18 protein-coding genes are annotated in these 18,071 nt (G+C 68.2%); 7 read left to right on the forward strand and 11 right to left on the reverse strand.

All coding sequences use genetic code 11. From position 1 onward, the window contains the following. Positions 1–86 precede the first annotated feature (86 nt). The 6 genes from AC5Y3Z_RS07535 to AC5Y3Z_RS07560 form a co-directional block, all read right to left on the reverse strand. Entirely contained in the window at positions 87–1,142 is a 1,056-nt protein-coding gene (locus AC5Y3Z_RS07535) for a hemolysin family protein (protein WP_463828988.1), read from the reverse strand. Further along, positions 1,139–2,521, reverse strand: coding sequence for a hemolysin family protein (locus AC5Y3Z_RS07540; RefSeq protein WP_463828987.1), 1,383 nt, complete (start codon positions 2,519–2,521; stop codon positions 1,139–1,141). Before AC5Y3Z_RS07540 ends, AC5Y3Z_RS07535 begins: the two co-directional genes overlap by 4 nt. 7 nt (positions 2,522–2,528) lie before the next feature. Further along, the gene (locus AC5Y3Z_RS07545) at positions 2,529–3,965 is read right to left on the reverse strand and encodes a GuaB1 family IMP dehydrogenase-related protein (protein ID WP_463828986.1); all 1,437 of its coding nucleotides are present in this window, start codon (positions 3,963–3,965) and stop codon (positions 2,529–2,531) included. A 14-nt stretch (positions 3,966–3,979) separates the two neighbouring features. After that, positions 3,980–5,437: an NADP-dependent phosphogluconate dehydrogenase gene (gnd, locus tag AC5Y3Z_RS07550; RefSeq protein ID WP_463828985.1), complete on the reverse strand. Its 1,458-nt coding sequence runs from the start codon at positions 5,435–5,437 to the stop codon at positions 3,980–3,982. 97 nt (positions 5,438–5,534) lie between these two features. Next, the gene (locus AC5Y3Z_RS07555) at positions 5,535–6,476 is read right to left on the reverse strand and encodes a M56 family metallopeptidase (protein WP_463828984.1); all 942 of its coding nucleotides are present in this window, start codon (positions 6,474–6,476) and stop codon (positions 5,535–5,537) included. Between the two features lie 14 nt (positions 6,477–6,490). Then, on the reverse strand, positions 6,491–6,907 hold the full coding sequence (locus AC5Y3Z_RS07560) for a BlaI/MecI/CopY family transcriptional regulator (protein WP_463828983.1): 417 nt from the start codon (positions 6,905–6,907) through the stop codon (positions 6,491–6,493). Positions 6,908–7,222: 315 nt separating this feature from the next. Here AC5Y3Z_RS07560 and AC5Y3Z_RS07565 point away from each other — a divergent pair, with 315 nt between their 5' ends. Beyond that, positions 7,223–7,627: a PaaI family thioesterase gene (locus AC5Y3Z_RS07565; protein ID WP_463828982.1), complete on the forward strand. Its 405-nt coding sequence runs from the start codon at positions 7,223–7,225 to the stop codon at positions 7,625–7,627. Here the strand turns inward: AC5Y3Z_RS07565 and AC5Y3Z_RS07570 are convergent. The 3 genes from AC5Y3Z_RS07570 to AC5Y3Z_RS07580 form a co-directional block, all read right to left on the reverse strand. Further along, positions 7,624–9,015, reverse strand: coding sequence for an NAD(P)/FAD-dependent oxidoreductase (locus AC5Y3Z_RS07570; RefSeq protein WP_463828981.1), 1,392 nt, complete (start codon positions 9,013–9,015; stop codon positions 7,624–7,626). The two genes, AC5Y3Z_RS07565 and AC5Y3Z_RS07570, sit on opposite strands and share 4 nt — an antisense overlap. Positions 9,016–9,157: 142 nt before the next feature. Next, complete coding sequence (locus tag AC5Y3Z_RS07575) at positions 9,158–10,066, reverse strand: LLM class F420-dependent oxidoreductase (RefSeq protein ID WP_463828980.1); 909 nt, start codon at positions 10,064–10,066, stop codon at positions 9,158–9,160. Positions 10,067–10,093: 27 nt separating this feature from the next. Next, positions 10,094–10,771, reverse strand: coding sequence for an SDR family oxidoreductase (locus AC5Y3Z_RS07580; RefSeq protein WP_463829001.1), 678 nt, complete (start codon positions 10,769–10,771; stop codon positions 10,094–10,096). 121 nt (positions 10,772–10,892) lie between these two features. On the opposite strand from AC5Y3Z_RS07580, the gene modA reads away from it, so the two are divergent. The 6 genes from modA (at position 10,893) to AC5Y3Z_RS07610 (ending at position 16,269) form a co-directional block, all read left to right on the forward strand. Next, entirely contained in the window at positions 10,893–11,651 is a 759-nt protein-coding gene (gene modA / locus AC5Y3Z_RS07585) for a molybdate ABC transporter substrate-binding protein (RefSeq protein ID WP_463828979.1), read from the forward strand. Beyond that, positions 11,651–12,445, forward strand: coding sequence for an ABC transporter permease (locus AC5Y3Z_RS07590; RefSeq protein ID WP_463828978.1), 795 nt, complete (start codon positions 11,651–11,653; stop codon positions 12,443–12,445). Before modA ends, AC5Y3Z_RS07590 begins: the two co-directional genes overlap by 1 nt. Continuing rightward, a complete protein-coding gene (locus tag AC5Y3Z_RS07595) occupies positions 12,442–13,551 on the forward strand; it encodes a sulfate/molybdate ABC transporter ATP-binding protein (protein WP_463828977.1) in 1,110 nt (369 codons plus the stop codon). The genes AC5Y3Z_RS07590 and AC5Y3Z_RS07595 overlap by 4 nt, the downstream gene beginning before the upstream one ends. Positions 13,552–13,613: 62 nt before the next feature. After that, the gene (locus AC5Y3Z_RS07600) at positions 13,614–14,825 is read left to right on the forward strand and encodes an alanine and proline-rich secreted protein Apa (protein ID WP_463828976.1); all 1,212 of its coding nucleotides are present in this window, start codon (positions 13,614–13,616) and stop codon (positions 14,823–14,825) included. Positions 14,826–14,912: 87 nt separating this feature from the next. Then, complete coding sequence (locus tag AC5Y3Z_RS07605) at positions 14,913–15,212, forward strand: GlsB/YeaQ/YmgE family stress response membrane protein (RefSeq protein ID WP_463828975.1); 300 nt, start codon at positions 14,913–14,915, stop codon at positions 15,210–15,212. A 34-nt stretch (positions 15,213–15,246) separates the two neighbouring features. After that, complete coding sequence (locus AC5Y3Z_RS07610; RefSeq protein WP_463828974.1) at positions 15,247–16,269, forward strand: zinc-binding alcohol dehydrogenase family protein; 1,023 nt, start codon at positions 15,247–15,249, stop codon at positions 16,267–16,269. A 1-nt stretch (position 16,270) separates the two neighbouring features. Here the strand turns inward: AC5Y3Z_RS07610 and AC5Y3Z_RS07615 are convergent, their stop codons facing one another. Both AC5Y3Z_RS07615 and AC5Y3Z_RS07620 read right to left on the reverse strand, forming a co-directional pair. After that, on the reverse strand, positions 16,271–17,023 hold the full coding sequence (locus tag AC5Y3Z_RS07615) for a CPBP family intramembrane glutamic endopeptidase (RefSeq protein ID WP_463828973.1): 753 nt from the start codon (positions 17,021–17,023) through the stop codon (positions 16,271–16,273). A 39-nt stretch (positions 17,024–17,062) separates the two neighbouring features. Beyond that, positions 17,063–17,725 carry an MOSC domain-containing protein gene (locus tag AC5Y3Z_RS07620; RefSeq protein ID WP_473140330.1) on the reverse strand — a complete coding sequence of 221 codons (663 nt, stop codon included), beginning with the start codon at positions 17,723–17,725 and terminating at the stop codon, positions 17,063–17,065. Positions 17,726–18,071: the final 346 nt, after the last annotated feature.

Below are 18,071 nucleotides of genomic sequence, written 5' to 3' on the forward strand. Positions count from 1 at the left end.
GACTACCGAGCGGTAACTCGACGAGCGTAGCCTGGGCGACCTGCGCGACCAGGTGATGGCGCGCTGAGCGAGCGATCCGCGGCCGCTCAGTCGCGGGGCGCGTCGTCGCGCATGTTGCCGACCAGGTCCTCCACCAGATCCTCCAGCGCGACCATGGCCACCACCGCTCCGTCGCCGGCGGTCACCAGCGCCAGGTGGCTGTTGCTGCGCCGCATCCGGGACAGCGCATCGGGCACGTTCAACGATCCGGGTAGCCGCGGCAGGGCGCGGACCAGCGCCAGATCGATCACGGTGTCCGGATGATCGCTGCCGAGTGCCAACACGTCCTTGATGTGCAGGTAACCGAGGTAGTTGCCGTCGCCGTCCACCACCGGGAACCGGGAGTAACCGGTCTGGCCCAACGCCCGTTCGATCGCGCCGATGGTGGGTCCGGATCCGGGCGCGCTGACCGGCACCGCGTGCACCCTGGCCAGCGGCACCGCCACGTCCCCGACCACCCGGGTGCGGACCCGCAGTGCCCGGGTCAGCCGGACGTGTTCCTCCTGGTCGAGCAGACCCTCGGACAGCGACTCGGCGATCATCTCTGAAAGCTCCACGGTGGACACCGTGCTGTCGAGCTCATCCCTGGGCTCCACGCCGAACAACCGCAGGATCGCGTTGGCGCACTTGTTGTAGAGCACGATGACGGGCCGTGCCAGCCGCACGTAAGGCAGATACGCCGGCACCAGCAACATTGCGGTGCGTTCCGGGCCGGCCAGTGCGATGTTCTTGGGCACCATCTCACCCAGCAACACGTGCAGGGTCACCACCAGGGCGAGCGCGATGACGAAGGCCAGGGTGTGCAGCAGCGCCGGGGGGATGCCGGTCAGCCCCAGCCAGCTGCGCAGCAGCGAAGCGACCGCCGGTTCGGCGATCCGGCCGAGCAGCAGTGAGGACACTGTGACGCCCAGCTGGGCTCCGGCCAGCATGGCCGGCAACTGTTCACCGGCCCGGATCACGGTCACCGCGCTGGCCCGGCCCTGCTCGGCCAGCGCCTCGAGGCGGTCGCGGCGGGCCGAGATCAACGCGAATTCGGCGCCCACGAAGAACCCGTTGAGGGCGATCAGCAGGATCGCCAGCAGCACCGCCAGCAGGGAGCTCATAGGGTGCCCCGCTGCGAGCCGGCTTCCTGCCGGTCATCCGGCACCTGGCCCACCTCCCACAGTTTGACCTGGTCGATGCGGCGGCCGTCCAGTTGGACCACCTTGGCCTGCCAGCGCACCGAGGCATCGGGCAGGCCGTCGCGGTCCAACGCGGGCAGTTCGACCGACTCGCCGGCCTCCGGGATGTGTCCGAGCTCGCGCAGCACCAGCCCACCGATCGTCTCGTACGGCCCCTCCGGGGCCCGGTACCCGGTGGCCGTCTCCACTTCATCAATGCGCAGCAGGCCGGAGACCTGCCAGCCGTCGCCGGAGGCGACCACGTCCGGGGTGGCGTCGTCGTGTTCGTCGCGGACGTCGCCGACGATCTCTTCGATCAGGTCCTCCACGGTCACCATCCCCGCGGTGCCGCCGTACTCGTCGACGACCATCGCAGTCTGCAACGAGTTCGCGCGTATCTCGGCCATCACCGCGTCGCCGTCCAGCGTCGACGGCACCACCGGGACCGGCTTGGCGACCGTGGTCAGCAGAGTTTGGGCGCGCTTGCCGGCCGGCACCGCGAACGCCTGTTTGACGTGCACGATGCCGACCGTCTCGTCGAGGTCGCCGCGCACCACCGGAAATCGGGAGAAGCCGGTGTCCGCGACGGCGGCAACCAGGTCGGCAACGGTGTCGTCGGTCTGCAGGGCCACGATCTTGGACCGGGGTGTCATCAGCTCCTCCGCGGTCAGGGCACCGAACTGCAGCGAGCGGTGCATCAACGCCGCGGTGACGTCGTCCAGGGAGCCGCTGCGCGCCGAGGTGCGCACCAGCGAGACCAGTTCCTGCGGAGTGCGGGCCGAGCGTAGTTCCTCGGCGGGCTCGATGCCGAGTCGACGCACGATCCAGTTCGCCGCACCGTTGGTCAGCCGGATCGCCGGGGTGAACAGGAATGAGAACAACCACTGCGGCAGCACCACCGCCCGCGCGGTGGGCAGCGGCCGGGCCACCCCCAGGTATTTGGGCACCAGCTCGCCGAAGACCATCGACACCGAGGTGACCACCAGCAGCGCCAGGATCACCGTGACCGTGTTGGCCACCTCGTCCGGCATTCCCACCGCGTCGAACCACGGGTGCGGCAGGTCGGCCACCAACGGCTCGATCAGGTAACCGGTGGCCAGCGTGGTGACCGAGATGCCCAGTTGCGCGCCCGACAGCTGGAACGACAGCCGGCGGTGCGCCCGCCGGATGAAGCGGTCCCGGGTGGCGCCGCTGCGGGCGTTGGCCTCGACGACGCTGCGGTCCAGGGCGGTCAACGAGAATTCCGCCGCGACGAATATCGCCGTCCCCAGGGTCAGCCCCAGGATGGCCAGCACGCTGATCAGAGTGCCGGGATTTGTCACAGGCCGATCACCAGCCGGTGGGCAAGGGATGCCCCTCGGCGAACCCGGCGGCCGATTGCACGCCGACCACGGCTCGCTCGTGCAACTCCTCCAAGTTCGCCGCGCCCACATAGGTGCAGGTGCTGCGTACGCCGGAGGTGATGTGGTCGATCAGATCCTCGACCCCGCCGCGCTGCGGGTCCAGCCCCATCCGCGACGTCGAGATCCCTTCCTCGAACAGTGCCTTGCGGGCCCGGTCGAACGGGCTGTCCGCGCCGGTCCGGGCCACCACCGCCCGCTTGGAGGCCATGCCGTAACTCTCTTTGTACGGCTGGTTGTCGCGGTCGCGCATCAGGTCGCCGGGGGATTCGTACGTGCCGGCGAACCACGACCCGATCATCACGTTGGCCGCACCGGCGGCCAACGCCAGCGCCACGTCACGCGGATGCCGGATGCCGCCGTCCGCCCACACATGTCCGCCCAATTGTCTTGCCGCAGCGGCACATTCGACCACCGCGGAGAACTGCGGGCGGCCCACGCCGGTCATCATCCGGGTGGTGCACATCGCTCCGGGCCCCACCCCGACCTTGACGATGCCGGCACCGGCCTCGATCAGGTCGCGGGTGCCCTGTGCGGACACCACATTGCCCGCCGCCAACGGGACCCCCAGGTCCAGCGCGGCGATCGCCTTGATCGCTTCGATGGTCTTGGCCTGATGTCCATGCGCGGTGTCGATGACCAGCACGTCCACTCCGGCCTCGGCCAGGGCCCGGGCTTTGGTGGCCGCGTCGCCGTTGATGCCCACCGCCGCGCCGATCCGCAGCCGGCCCGCACTGTCCAGGGCCGGGCTGTAGATGCCGGTGCGGATCGCCCCGGTGCGGGTCAGCACGCCGGCCAGCGCGCCGTCGGCGGCGGTCACCACCGCGACGTCGAGGGGGGCGTGTTCGAGCAGGTCGAAGATCTTGCGCGGTTCGGTGCCCTCCGGTGCGGTGACGAAGTCGGTGACGGCGACGTCGCGCACCCGGGTGAACCGGTCCACACCTGCGCACGACGCTTCGCGCACCACGCCGATCGGGCGACCCTCGAAGACCACCACCGCGACACCGTGGGCACGTTTGTGGATCAACGCCAGCGCGTCGGACACCGAGTCGTCGGGCGCCAGTGTCACCGGGGTGTCGAGCACCAGGTCACGGCCCTTGACGAACTGCACCATCTGCTGAACGGCGGGGATGGGCAGGTCCTGCGGCAGAATCACGATGCCGCCGCGGCGCGCGACCGTCTCGGCCATCCGCCGACCGGCGACCGCGGTCATGTTGGCGACCACCACCGGGATGGTGGTTCCGGAGCCGTCCACCGTGGACAGGTCGACGTCGAACCGCGAGGCGACGTCGGACCGATTGGGCACGATGAACACGTCGTTGTAGGTCAGGTCGAACGCCGGACGGTGCCCGTCGAGAAATCTCATCGTTTAGTTACTCGCTAAGCAGGTACTTCGCTTCGGTCTCCACTCCAGAGGGTGTGGAACTTCTTGCCGGGCTCCTCGTCGGTCCGTCCGTAGGTGTGCGCCCCGAAGAAGTCGCGCAGACCCTGGGTGAGCGCGGCCGGCAGCCGTTCGGTGCGCAGACCGTCGTAATAGGACAGTGCCGAAGAGAACCCCGGAATCGGGATACCCAGTTGCGTGGCAGCCACCACCACGCGCCGCCAACTGTCGATGGCGGCCTCGATCGCGTCCCGGAAATACGGCGCCACGATCAACGTGGGCAGGTCGGGGTCGTCGTCGAAGGCGTCTTTGATCCGGTTGAGAAACTTGGCCCGGATGATGCAGCCGCCGCGCCAGATGGTGGCCAGGTCACCGGGGGTGAGGTCCCAGTCGTATTCGGCGCTGCCGGCCTGGATCTGATTGAAGCCCTGCGCGTAGGCGATGATCTTCGACGCGTACAGGGCCCGCTTGACGTCCTCGATGAATTGCGCTGCGTCGCCGGGCTTGTCGCCCAGGTCCCCCGAAGCCAGTCCGGTGGTCGCCTTGCGCTGGGCCACCGACCCGGACAGCGCCCGGGCGAACACCGCCTCAGCGATGCCGGTGACCGGTACCCCGAGGTCCAAAGCTGACTTGACGGTCCAGCGACCGGTACCTTTCTGCTCGGCCTCGTCGACGATCACGTCGACCAGCGGCTTGCCGGTCTTCGCGTCGGTCTGGCGCAACACCTTGGCGGTGATCTCCACCAGGAAGCTGTCCAGATCGCCCTTGTTCCACTCGTCGAAGACGTCGGCGATCTCCGCGGCGGACTTGCCCAGCGCGTCGCGCAGCAGTTGGTAGGCCTCGCCGATCAGCTGCATGTCGGAGTATTCGATGCCGTTGTGCACCATCTTGACGAAATGACCGGCGCCGTCGGGGCCGATGTGCGTGCAGCACGGCACGCCGTCGACGTGGGCGGAAATCTCCTCGAGCAGCGGGCCCAGCGACTCATACGACTCGGCGGGCCCGCCCGGCATGATCGACGGGCCGTTGAGGGCGCCCTCTTCGCCGCCGGAGATGCCGGCGCCGACGAAGTGCAGTCCGCGTTCGCGAATCGCCTTCTCCCGACGGATGGTGTCGGTGTAGAGGGCGTTGCCGCCATCGATGATGATGTCGCCTTCTTCCATGGCGTCGGCGAGTTCGTTGATGACGGCGTCGGTCGGCTCTCCGGCTTTGACCATGATGATGACCCGGCGCGGCTTCTCCAGTGCGTCAAGGAATTCCGCGATGGTCTCGGTGCGCACGAACTCGCCGTCGGAGCCGTGTTCGTTGAGCAGCGCATCGGTTTTCGCGACCGACCGGTTGTGCAGCGCCACGGTGTAACCGTGCCGGGCGAAGTTGCGGGCCAGGTTCGAACCCATCACCGCCAGGCCGGTCACTCCGATCTGGGCGGTCGCGGTCGGCGAATCCGATGAACTCATGTCCTGCCTCTCCAGGTTGGCGAACTAGGGCGCCCGCAAGCCATTCGGATCACACTGTGACACAGCGGACCTGCGGCACTCCCGGGGTGGGTTCGGCTCAGAAGCTGACCAGCCGGTGTAGCTCTGTCAGCCACGGTACGGCCAGCGCGATGGTCGGTACCACCAGCACCGCCGCGGCGGCCAGGTAGGCCGTCACCGACAACAGCAGGCTGTTCGGCCGGCCGGAGAGCCGCCGCACACGGACCACGGTGCTCGGGCCGCCGGCAGCCAGCGCACCCGACGGTGCGCGCCCCGATGCGCAGGCGACCAGCGCCCGCGCCAGGGGAGTGCGTCCGGTGGCGCGTACCGCGCTGTCATCGGCCAGCAGTTCGACGAGCAGCTGCACTGCGCCCAGAGCGTTGGCGCTGCGCACCAGCCGCGGAAATGCGGCGTGTACAGCCGTGAATGCCTCCAGGACCAGGTCGTGACGGGCACGCAGATGGGCCCGCTCGTGGGTGAGGATGGCGGTGACTTCGCTGTCGGTGAGGGTGTTCAACGCCCCTTCGCTGACCACCACGCGGCTGCGCACGCCGGGCAGACAGTAGGCCAGTGGCTGCTTGACGTCCAGCACCCGCAGGTCGCGGGTCTGAGTGCACCGGGCCGAGTCGCGTCCGACCCCGACCAGGTCAACGACCATCCGGTGATGGGCGCGCCGGCGGCGCGTTGCAATGGCCACCCGCACCACAGCCACCATCAAGCGCGCGCCGACCAGCACGGTCAGCGTGAGAACGGCGACGTAGGCCGCCCAGAGCGGCCAGCCGAGCCGCCCCTCGGCGTCCAGGATGCCGGCGGTGGGACGGCCGTCCGGGCCGGGCATCAGCAATCGGCTGGCGATCGCGATACCGGCACTGAAGGTGGACAGGACCGCGGCCAGCGCCACGGCCTGCCAGAGCACCATGGCGGCCCGGGGAGCGCGCAGCGGCCAGGCCGCACGCGCCAGCACAGCCGGTGTCGGGCCAGCCAGCAGCACCGCAAGGATGGTGAAGGCCAGCGCAGACACGCTGTAATTCTCCCTTAGTCGTCGGCCGGAGGTCCAGCAGATGGCGAATTGCGGTGATTTGCTTCCAGTTCGGCCAGGGCGCGCCGCAGCGCATCGGCCTCGTCGGCCCCGACCCGCTCGACGAAATGCACCAGGGCGGCCTGGCGGCCGCCGGAGTCCTCGGCCTGGGCCAGGGCGTCGACCATCAGCCCGGCGACCAGTTCGTCGCGGCCGTGCACAGGTGCGTAGCGGTGTGCCCGGTCGTCGCGAATCTGGGAGACGAGATTTTTCTTCGCCAACCGCTGCAACACGGTCATCACGGTGGTGTACGCGAGGTCGCGGCGCGCAGACAATGCCTCGTGCACCTGGCGTACGGTCTGGGGTTCGGCCATAGACCACAAGTGATCCATGACTGCGCGTTCCAGATCCCCCAGCCGCGTCAGCTTGGCCATAGTTCATCTCCTGAGCGTTGGTACCAGCGTACTCCGGCTTACTACCGAGTGTCGTACCTAACCGTCACGATCTTTCCGGCTCGGTACGTCGACAACACTACGCAATCGGTGCTTGCGAAATTAGGGCAGCCTTGCCTATGCTAATTCTGGTCGAGCGAATAACGGCCGCGGAAGTGTCCTGAGGGCTGCAGTGACCCCCGGCCTACTCGATCGGCGAGCCCCGTGCCTGGTGCACGGGGCTCGCCTGTATTTCCGGGAAGCCTCACGCAGTCGCATCCACCCGGTCACAGCTACCCATGGTGTAGACACAAGGGCGTGTCATCCGCGTCCGGTACCGCCGATTTCCAAGCCCCGTTCGACAACCAGCTCGGTTTGCAGTTCACCGAACTCAGTCCCGAGGGCGCCCGCGCGCAGCTCGAGGTGAAACCGCACCTGCTGCAGCCGATGGGCCTGGTGCACGGCGGGGTTTACTGCTCGATGATCGAAAGCATGGCGAGTGTGGCCGCCTACACCTGGCTGGCCGAGCACGGCGGCGGCAACGTGGTCGGCGTCAACAACAACACCGACTTCCTGCGGGCGATCAAGTCCGGAACGGTGTACGGCAGAGCCGAGCCCGTGCACCGCGGCCGTCGCCAGCAGCTATGGCAGGTGACGATCACCGACGACGACGACCGGGTCGTGGCCCGCGGCCAGGTACGGCTGCAGAACCTCGAGGTCTAGCTGGCTTTCCGCGCGACCGCGCCGGAGTTCTGCGCTTCGGCGGCCAGTTCCGCCAGCTGTTCGAGGCGCGTTCGGGCGAATGCCTGCTGGTCGGTGATGGTGAGTTGGCCACGTCGGGTGCTCAGGAACGTCACCGTCCAGGACAGCAGCGTGGTGATCTTGGTCTTGAACCCGATCAGGTACACCAGGTGCAGCACCAGCCAGATCAGCCAGGCGATGAAGCCGCTGAACTCGAGCGGACCGATCTTGGCCACCGCGGAGAACCGCGACACCGTCGCCATGGAGCCCTTGTCGAAGTACTGGAACGGTTCCCGCTCGGCGGGGTCGGCGCCGGCGAGTTCGGCCTTGATGTTGTTCGCGACGTACTTGGCGCCCTGGATGGCCCCCTGCGCCACCCCCGGGACACCCTCCACGGCGGCCATGTCGCCGACGACGAAGACGTTGGGGTGCCCGGGAATGGACAGGTCGGGCAACACCAGGACCCGGCCGGCCCGGTCCAGTTCGACGTCTGACTGTTCGGCCAGGTCGCGACCCAAACGGCTGGCCTGCACACCGGCGGACCACACCTTGCACGCCGATTCGATCCGCCGTTCGATGCCGTCTGCGTCGCGGACCGTGATGCCGTTACGGTCCACGTCGGTGACCATGGCGCCGAGTTGGATTTCCACACCCAGCTTCTGCAACCGGGCGGCTGCCCGATCGCCGAGTTTCTCACCCATCGGGGGCAACACCGCGGGCGCCGCGTCGAGCAGGATGACCCGCGCCTTGGTCGAGTCGATGTGCCGGAATGCGCCCTTGAGGGTGTATTCGGCCAGTTCGGCGATCTGTCCGGCCATTTCAACACCGGTCGGCCCGGCGCCGACGACGGTGAAGGTCAGCAGTTTGGCCCGTCGCTCCGGGTCGCTGGACCGCTCGGCCTGCTCGAAGGCACTCAAGATCCGGCCGCGCAATTCCAGCGCATCGTCGATGGATTTCATGCCTGGCGCGAACTCGGCGAAGTGGTCGTTGCCGAAGTAGGACTGACCGGCACCGGCCGCGATGATGAGGCTGTCGTACGGAGTTTCGTAGGTGTGACCCAGCAGTTCGGAGACGACCAGCTTGTTGGCCAGGTCGATGTGGGTGACGTTGCCCAGCAACACCTGCACGTTGCGCTGCTTGCGCAGCACCACGCGGGTGGGCGGTGCGATCTCGCCCTCCGAGATGATGCCGGTGGCAACTTGGTACAGCAAAGGCTGGAACAGGTGGTGGGTGGTGCGGGCGATCAACTTGATGTCGACATCGGCGCGCTTGAGCTTCTTTGCCGCATTGAGCCCGCCGAACCCCGAACCGATGATCACGACCCGGTGCCGGCGACGCGGTTCAACTGTGAGTTCTTGCTGGGGGCTCATTTTTCGCTGCTCCTGACGGGGCTCCTCGGCGGGCGATTGCGGTTAGCTAATACCCGTCCTGAGCCTAGTCAACGCACGTCGACAAACCCAGTCGCCAGCTTGTGCGATAAACCACATCCAGCGAATTCGCGGGTGATCCGCGTTACAGGCCGAACAGCGGACGCAGCGCCTCGGCCGCGGTGGTGATCATCCCGGGCACATGCCCGTTGGGCAGGTTGATGATGACGCCGCCGACGCCGACGTCGAGAATCCTGTCCTGCACCTGATCGGCGATCTGCGCCGGACTGCCGGCGACCATGCGCGGATTGGCACGCGACTGGTCGAAGTTCTCGTCGATGATCACGGTCAACATGAGGCTGGTCTCCAGTGTCGCCGGGTCCCGCCCGGCTTCGTCGCAGCGGGCCTTGAGCGCTTCCATCTTGCGCGGCAGCTCGTCGAGGCTGGCGATGATGTTGAGGTGATCGAAATGGCGGGCGGCCAGGGCAAATGTCTTCTTCTCGCCGCTGCCGCCGATCAGCAGCGGGATGTGATCGCGAAAACGCGGATTGGCCATGGCCTCGTTGGCCTGGTACCAGGTTCCGGCGAAGGTGGGGCGCTCGCCTTTGATCATCGGCAGGATGATCTGCAGCGCCTCGTCGAGGCGGTTGAACCTGTCGGTGAAGGTGCCGAATTCGAAGCCGAGCTGCTCGTGTTCGAGCTGGAACCAGCCGGTGCCGATGCCCAGCACCGCCCGTCCACCACTCACCACGTCCAGCGTGGTGATGACCTTCGCCAGCAGCGCCGGATTGCGGTAGGTGTTGCCCGTGACCAAGGTGCCCAGCTGCAGCCGCTCGGTGGCGGTGGCCAGCGCGCCCAAGGCCGTGTAGGCCTCCAGCATGGGCTGGTCGGGAGTCCCGAGCATGGGCAGTTGATAGAAGTGATCCATCACGAAAAGCGAGTCGTAGCCGGCTGTTTCGGCTTCCTGCGCTTGCGCGATGACCGTCGGGAACAGGTTTTCTACGCCCGTGCCGTAGGAGAAGTTGGGAATCTGGAAACCCAGCCGAATTGCCACGGTGTCCACCGTAGCCGTCGGCGGGTGTCAGGCGAACTGCGCCAGCGCCCCGTGGCTCACGTGCAACGTCTGACCGGTGATGTGCCGGGCTGCCGGGGTGGTGAGGAACAGCGACAGCCGGGCGATCTCGGCCGCCACGGGCGCCGGTGAGCGCGAAAGACCCTCGTAACCGGCCTGCACACTGCGACCGCAGGCCACGGCGTTCACGGTGATGCCCCGGGTTCCGTACACCTCGGCCTGGCCGCTGACCCAGCTGGAGAGCGCTGCTTTGATCGCAGCGTCCACGCTGCCGGTGGCCGGGTTTTCCGGCAGCACGCTGATGATGTGCCCGCCCGAGCGCAGATGGTCACCGACACATTGCACCGTCAGCACCGCGGAGAGCACTGTCGCGTCCAATGCCTTGCGCCATGCCGTTGCCGTGTCGGACAGCGTGTAGGCCCGGGGGTCGCCGGCGTCCCAGGTCGGGGCCGGAATGTTGACGATGGTGTCCAGGTGGTGGGGGAACAGGCTGCGCGCCTCGGTGAGGCTGGCCGGATCGGTGGTATCGCACACGATCGCGTCGACGTCGAGTTCCTTGGCAATGACCTCGAGGTCGCTACCGCGCGCGCCCACCAGGGTCACTTTATGGCCGTCGTCGCGGAACCCCTCGGCTACCGCGCGCCCCAAATCGGTGTCGCCGCCAGTGACAACAACTTCCACTGCCAGACCTCCTTGTGCGGCATCAATTCCGATTCATGTTACTGGACAGTAGCTATTCGGCGAAACCGAACACCGCCACGACGCGCTGACGATTCGGGTAACTATTCAGCTGCGCTACGTTCTAGCGATGCGCCGTGTCGGGTTGCCCGCCGTCTTCCTGGCGACGGCGCTGGTGGTGGGCTTGACCGGGTGCCACTCGTCGCCGTCGCGGGACCGGGCGCTGGTGGTGTTCGCGGCCGCATCGCTGAACCCGGCCTTCACTCAGATCGCCGAACGGTTCAGAGCGGACAACCCCGGGGTCGACGTCAAGTTCAACTTCGGGGGTTCTTCCGACCTGGCCGCTCAGCTGACCCAGGGTGCCACCGCCGACGTCTTCGCCTCCGCGGATGCCGCACAGATGGACAAGGTCGCGAAGGCCGGGCTGCCGGCCGCCGATCCGGCCACCTTCGCCGCCAACACGCTGGTCATCGTGACCGCACCGGGCAATCCGAAGCACGTGCAGTCTTTTGCCGATCTGGCCGCACCGGGTCTTCACGTGGTGGTCTGTCAGCGTCCGGTGCCGTGCGGCGCCGCCACCGCCCGGGTAGCAGAAATCAGCGGGGTCAGACTGCACCCGGTCAGCGAAGAACCGAGCGTCACCGACGCGCTGAACAAAGTCACCTCCGGACAGGCCGACGCCGCGTTGGTGTATGTGACCGACGCGCTCGACGCCGGCAGCAAGGTGGCGACGGTGCGGTTCCCCGAGGCCGCCCGCGCGGTGAACACCTATTCGGTCGCGGTGCTGAAGAACGCATCGCAGCCTGCGCTGGCTCGGAAATTTGCAGCGACGGTGACCGGCCAGGCAGGGCAGCAGATCCTGGACCGGGCGGGCTTCGTCAAACCCTGATGCGCGCCGGGACGGATTTGCCTCGCTGGGTCTACCTGCCCGCCGCGATCGGGACGGTCTTTGTCGGCCTGCCGCTGGTCGGGATCGCGCTCAAGGTGGACTGGCTGCACTTCTGGTCGCTGATCAGCAGCGAATCGTCGGCAACCGCGCTGCTGCTCAGTATGAAGACCGCGGCGGCGAGCACCGCGTTGTGTGTGCTGCTGGGGGTGCCGATGGCGCTGGTGCTCGCGCGCAGCCGGCTACGCCTGGTCCGCGTGCTGCGACCGCTGATTCTGCTTCCGCTGGTGCTGCCGCCGGTCGTCGGGGGCATCGCGCTGCTCTACGTCTTCGGACGGCTCGGCCTGCTGGGACGGTATCTGGAGGCCGCGGGCGTCAGCATCGCGTTCAGCACCTCCGCTGTGGTGCTGGCGCAGGCCTTCGTGTCATTGCCGTTCCTGGTGATCTCCCTGGAGGGTGCCGCGCGTAGCGCCGGAGCCGACTACGAGGTGGTGGCGGCGACGCTGGGTGCGCGACCCACCACGATCTGGTGGCGGGTCACCATGCCGTTGCTGCTGCCGGGCCTGGTGTCCGGGGCCGTGCTGGCATTCGCCCGGGCGCTGGGCGAGTTCGGCGCCACGCTGACCTTCGCCGGGTCGCTGCAGGGCGTCACCCGAACGTTGCCGCTCGAGATCTATTTGCGCCGGGTCGACGACCCCGACGCCGCGGTCGCGCTGTCACTGCTGTTGGTGGCGGTCGCCGCCCTGGTGGTGCTCGGCCTGGGTGCCCGCCGGGTTACCGCGGCCGAAGCGCGATGAGCGATCTCGCGTTGCGCGCGATGGTCAAGGAGCGCTGTCTGGACGTGGAATTCGGCGTGGCCGCGGGGGAGGTGCTGGCGGTGTTGGGTCCCAACGGCGCCGGGAAGTCGACCGCGCTGCAGGTGATCGCGGGTTTGCTGCGGCCCGATACGGGGCTGGTGCGACTTGGCGACCGGGTGCTGACCGACACCGCTGCCGGGATACAAGTGGCCACACACGACCGCCGAGTCGGGCTGCTGTTGCCGAATCCGCTGCTGTTTCCGCATTTGACGGTCGCCGCGAACGTGGCGTTCGGACCGCGCAGTCGGAGCCCGCTGTTCCGGTTCGGGCGCTCCCGCGACCACCGTGCGGCACTGCACTGGCTGGGCCAGGTGCACGCCGAGGAGCTTGCCGAGCGCACGCCGCAGCAGTTGTCTGGCGGGCAGGCGCAGCGCGTGGCGATTGCCCGTGCCTTGGCCGTCGAACCGGAGATACTGCTGCTCGACGAGCCCCTGACCGGTCTTGACGTCGCTGCGGCCGCCTCGGTTCGCGCGGTGTTGCGCGATGTGGTCGTGCGCGGCGGCTGTGCGGCCATTGTGGTCACTCATGACCTGTTGGATGTGCTGGCCCTTGCTGATCGGGTGCTGGTGCTCGAGTCGGGCCGGATCGTCGAGGCCGGCACGGTGGCCGAGGTCCTGGCCGCCCCGCGCAGTCATTTCGGCGCCCGGTTCGCCGGTGTCAACTTGGTCAACGGAACGATCCGATCCGACGGTGCGCTACACACCCCGTCCGGCCAGATCTGGCACGGCGCCGCGGGTGCGGCGGCCGGGATCTCTGGTGGTCAGCCTGCGGTGGCGGTATTCGCGCCCGCGAGTGTGGCCGTGTACGCGGAAAGACCGCACGGCAGCCCGCGCAACATCGTCGAAGTCGTCGTCGCCGCAATGGACAGTCGCGGGGCGGCGGTGACGGTCCGCGGTGCCGACCAAGCCGATGGTGCGCCGGGCCTGGCCGCCGACATCACCGTCGAGGCGGCTGCAGAATTGCAGCTCACGACGGGCGACCGGGTCTGGTTCACCGTCAAGGCCGCCGAAGTGGCCCTGCATCCGGTGTGGCGGCGACGGGAATGAACTGCGGTGACACCGGCCGGGCCATCCTTGCTTCGCAGCGTTGACACGGTAGGTTCGTCGCCATGCAGCAGGTGCACTCGAACCCGACCCGTCGTAAGGGGCTGTGGGCGTCGTTGGCGATCGCCGCGGCCACCAGCGCCAGCGTCGTGACCATTGCTTTGCCGGCAACCGCGGGCGCCGACCCGGAGCCGGCGCCGCCGAGCCCGTCGGCCCAGGCGTCTCCGGCTCCGCCGCCCGGTGCCGGTGCGTCGCCCGCTCCCGGCGCACCCGCGCCGATCGCGCAGCCCGGTGACCCCAACGCGGTCCCGCCGACCGACCCTATGGCGCCGCCGCCTGACCCCGCTGCGCCTGAGCCTGGGCGGGTGACCAACGCCGTCGGCGGGTTCAGCTTCGTGGTGCCGGCAGGCTGGGTGGAGTCGGACGCGTCCCACCTCGACTACGGGTCCGCGCTGCTGAGCAAGGCGGCCGGGGAGGCGCCGATGCCCGGTCAGGCTCCGGCGGTGGCCAACGACACCCGGATCGTGCTGGGGCGGCTGGACCAGAAGCTCTACGCGAGCGCCGAGGCCACCAACCCGAAGGCCGCGGTTCGACTCGGCTCGGACATGGGCGAGTTCTTCATGCCGTACCCGGGGACCCGGCTCAACCAGGAGACGATTCCGCTCAACGCCAACGGGATCTCGGGCAGCGCGTCGTACTACGAGGTGAAGTTCAGCGACGCCGCCAAGCCGGTGGGCCAGATCTGGACCGGTGTGGTCGGCACCCCCGCGGGCGCCACCCCCGCGGCCGGCCCGCCGCAGCGCTGGTTCGTGGTGTGGCTGGGCACGTCCAATAACCCGATCGACAAGAACGCCGCCAAGGTGCTCGCCGAGTCGATCCGGCCTTGGAATGCGCCGGCGGCTCCCGCTCCGGAGGGTGTCGCGGGTGCCCCCGCCCCGGGCGCTCCCGCACCCGCGGCTCCCGTCCCCGGTGCGCCGGCACCAGCTGCGCCGGCTCCAGCGGCAGGTGCTCCGGCAGCGCCCGCTCCAGCTGCGCCGGCTCCAGCGGCAGGTGCTCCGGCAGCGCCGGCTCCAGTGGCAGGTGCTCCGGCAGCGCCGGCACCGGCTGCGGGTGCGCCGGCGGCGCCGGCACCGGCTGCGGGTGCGCCGGCACCGGCAGCGCCCGTCCCAGGGGCGCCCGCACCGGACGCCGGCGCTCCTGCACCCGCGCAGGTTCCCGGCCAGGCTCCGGCCTCGGGGAATCCCGCGCCGGCCGAACCACGCAGCCAACCCGCTTAGTGTCGAATTCGTGATCTAGACGGGGTATACCCGACATCACGGTCCGGCATTGGGGCTGGACTGTCAGTGACTGCAAGGAGACCCCTCATGGACGTTGTGGCAACAACCGAGTTTCTCGCTCGCTCAACAACTCTGACCAGCGTGGGTGTTGTCGGTTACATCATCATCGGGGCGCTGGCGGGCTGGATCGCCGGCAAGATCGTCCGCGGCGGTGGCGCCGGGATCCTGATGAACATCGTGATCGGCGTCGTCGGAGCGTTGCTCGGCGGTTTTCTGCTCAGCTTCGCTTTCGACACCGCTTCGGGCGGTTGGTGGTTCACCTTCTTCACTGCGATCCTCGGCTCGGTGATCCTGCTGTGGCTCGTCGGAATGGTGCGCAAGACGTAACCGGCGTACTGCGTGGCCGCGGCGCGGTGCACTGATGGCGTCACATTCGCCCACGATGGCCGCCTGGCAGGTGTGCCGACCCGGGCCGATACCCAGCAGGCCACTCGAGCGCGTCACCGTCGACGTCCCGCGGCCCGACCCGGCTGAGCTGCTGGTGGCAGTCCTGGCGTGCGGGGTGTGCCGCACCGACCTACACGTCACTGAGGGTGATCTGCCCATCCACCGGGAGCGCGTCACTCCCGGCCACGAAGTGGTCGGCGAGGTGGTCGAGGTCGGCTCCGACGTGGCTGGTGACTTCGCAGTGGGGGACCGGGTGGGTATCGCCTGGCTGCGCCACACCTGCGGGGAGTGCAAATATTGCCGCCGGGGGGACGAGAATCTGTGCCCCGCATCGCGCTACACCGGGTGGGATGCCGACGGCGGTTACGCCGAATACGCCACGGTGCCGGCAGCTTTTGCCCATCACCTGCCCGACGGCTACCGCGACACCGAGCTGGCGCCGTTATTGTGTGCCGGCATCATCGGATACCGGTCTTTGGTGCGCGCCGAGTTGCCGCCCGGCGGACGGCTGGGCCTCTACGGTTTCGGCGGCAGCGCCCACATCACCGCGCAGGTGGCGTTGGCGCAGGGCGCCGAAGTCCACGTGATGACCCGCGGCGCACAAGCGCGCGAGCTGGCCTTGGCGCTGGGTGCCGCCTCCGCACAGGGTGCCGACGAATCCCCGCCCGTCCCGCTGGACGCGGCGATACTTTTCGCTCCGGTCGGAGATCTGGTGCTGCCCGCCCTGGCGGCACTCGACCGGGGCGGCACCTTGTCGGTGGCCGGGATCCATCTCACTGACATCCCGGCCCTGAACTATCAGCGCCACCTCTTTCAGGAGCGCCAGCTACGGTCGGTGACCTCGAACACCCGAGCCGATGCGCGGGCCTTCCTCGCCTTCGCCGCGCAGCATCGGCTTCACCTCACCACGCCGGAATATCCACTCGGGCAGGCTGACCTAGCCTTGGCCGACCTCAGCTCCGGTCGCATCGCCGGCGCGGCCGTGTTGCTGGTGTGAGTCAGGTCGACAGGTGCCAGACCAGGGCCGCGGCCAGCGCGCCCATCCCGTTCAGCGACCAGTGCAGCGCGATGGGCGCGATCAGGCTGCCACTGCGCCGGCGCAGCCAGCTGAAGACGAATCCGGCGGCGCCGGTCGCCAGCACCGCCATCGTCACACCTGCCAGCATTCCGAAGAACCCGCCGCCGAACAGCCGGGTGAACCCGACATTGTTGCTGGTCAGGCCCAGCGACGTCGCCACGTGCCACAGCCCGAACAACAGCGAACCGGCCATCGCGACCCCGCGGAATCCCCAGGCCCGGTCCAGCGCGCCGTGCAGCACGCCGCGGAAAGCCAGTTCCTCGGGAATGACGGTCTGCAAAGGGATGATGACCATCGAAGCGATCAGCGCGCCGGAGACGGTCGCGTAATGGTTGTTCAGGAACATCGGCCGAGTCGCCGGCAACAGCACTCCGACCGCGATCACCGAGACGACCAGCCCGACGGCGGCCAGCGCGTAGGTCATACCGGATTTCCAGTGTTCGCGACCCAGACCGAGCTCGGCCCAGTCCAGACCCCGCCAACGAATCAGCAGAACTAGCCCCACCGCCGCGGCGGGAACCGTCGCGATACTGGCCCAGGGCGTGGTGAAGTGCGCAACCAGGTTCGCGGTCACCAGCACCGCGACGACGACGACCACGTCGGCATAAAGGCGGGAGCGGCCCGACTGCACGTCGAGCACAACGTCAGCCCGGTCCGCAGTACCGCCATGCATTCAACCGATTCTACCGGCGAACGACGCCGGCGCGGCGGCTTAGTTCTGCTGCGCTGCCAGACGCCGGCGCGCATAGGTCTTGAGTTCGGCCGAGAGCGCCTCCACGTCGAGGAGCTGCGGAAGTAGTTCTGGTTCGGTCATCTTCGCGCGGAAGACCAGTCCGACTGTCACGTCGTGGTCGGGTCGGTAGTCGATGGTGATGTCGTCGTCGGCACGTACCGTCCCAGGCTCGATGACCCGCAGATAAGCACCGGGTTTGCCCGCCTGGGTGAAAGTCTTGATCCAGTGCTTGAGGTCGAGGAAGGCCGCGAACGTACGACATGGCGTTCTGGGGGCGGAGACCTCCAGCAGCAGCCCGTCCGAACCGACCCGCCAGCGTTCACCGATCAGCGCATTGGTGAGGTCGACGCCCTGGGTGGTCAGGTTTTCGCCGAACATGCCGTCGGTGAGGGGGCGGGCGAGTTTCGCTTCCCAGTCGTCCAGGTCTTCTCGCGCATAGGTGTAGACGGCCTGGTCGTCGCCGCCGTGCAGCTTCTGGTTGCCGATGGCGTCGCCGACCAGGCCGCGGCGCAGCGGGCCCGGCGCGCGTACCGCGACGGCATCGGCGACGGGCAGCTTGTCGATGCCGGTGATCTTGGCCGCCGCGCGGGGGTCCGGATTGCTTCGGACGCGAGCTACGTTGACGGACAACACCTTCGGCATCCGCACAGGGTAACGCGGTGCGGTCGATTAGCCACGAGCGAGCCATCCTGACTCACCCCGTAGCACGCCGCTGTGCGAGGAAGTCTAAGTCAGATGTTATCTACCAGGACATCGGTGACAGTTCGAGTGGTCCTGGTGGTGACACGACCCCGCGGCCCACGCCCAAAACCAGCAAACCGTCACCGAAGTCCCGAGCCATCACAGAAGTCTAAGTCAGCATAATTTGGTATAATCGAACGTATGTTCGAGCAGTTGTGTGATGAGGCGCCGCCGCCTCGGGAGGACCCGTCGCTGTATTGGGCCTGGATCGATGACATGACCAAGGTGTGGCACCACGTCCTGAAAA

The organism is Mycobacterium sp. NGS61, assembly GCF_059812325.1.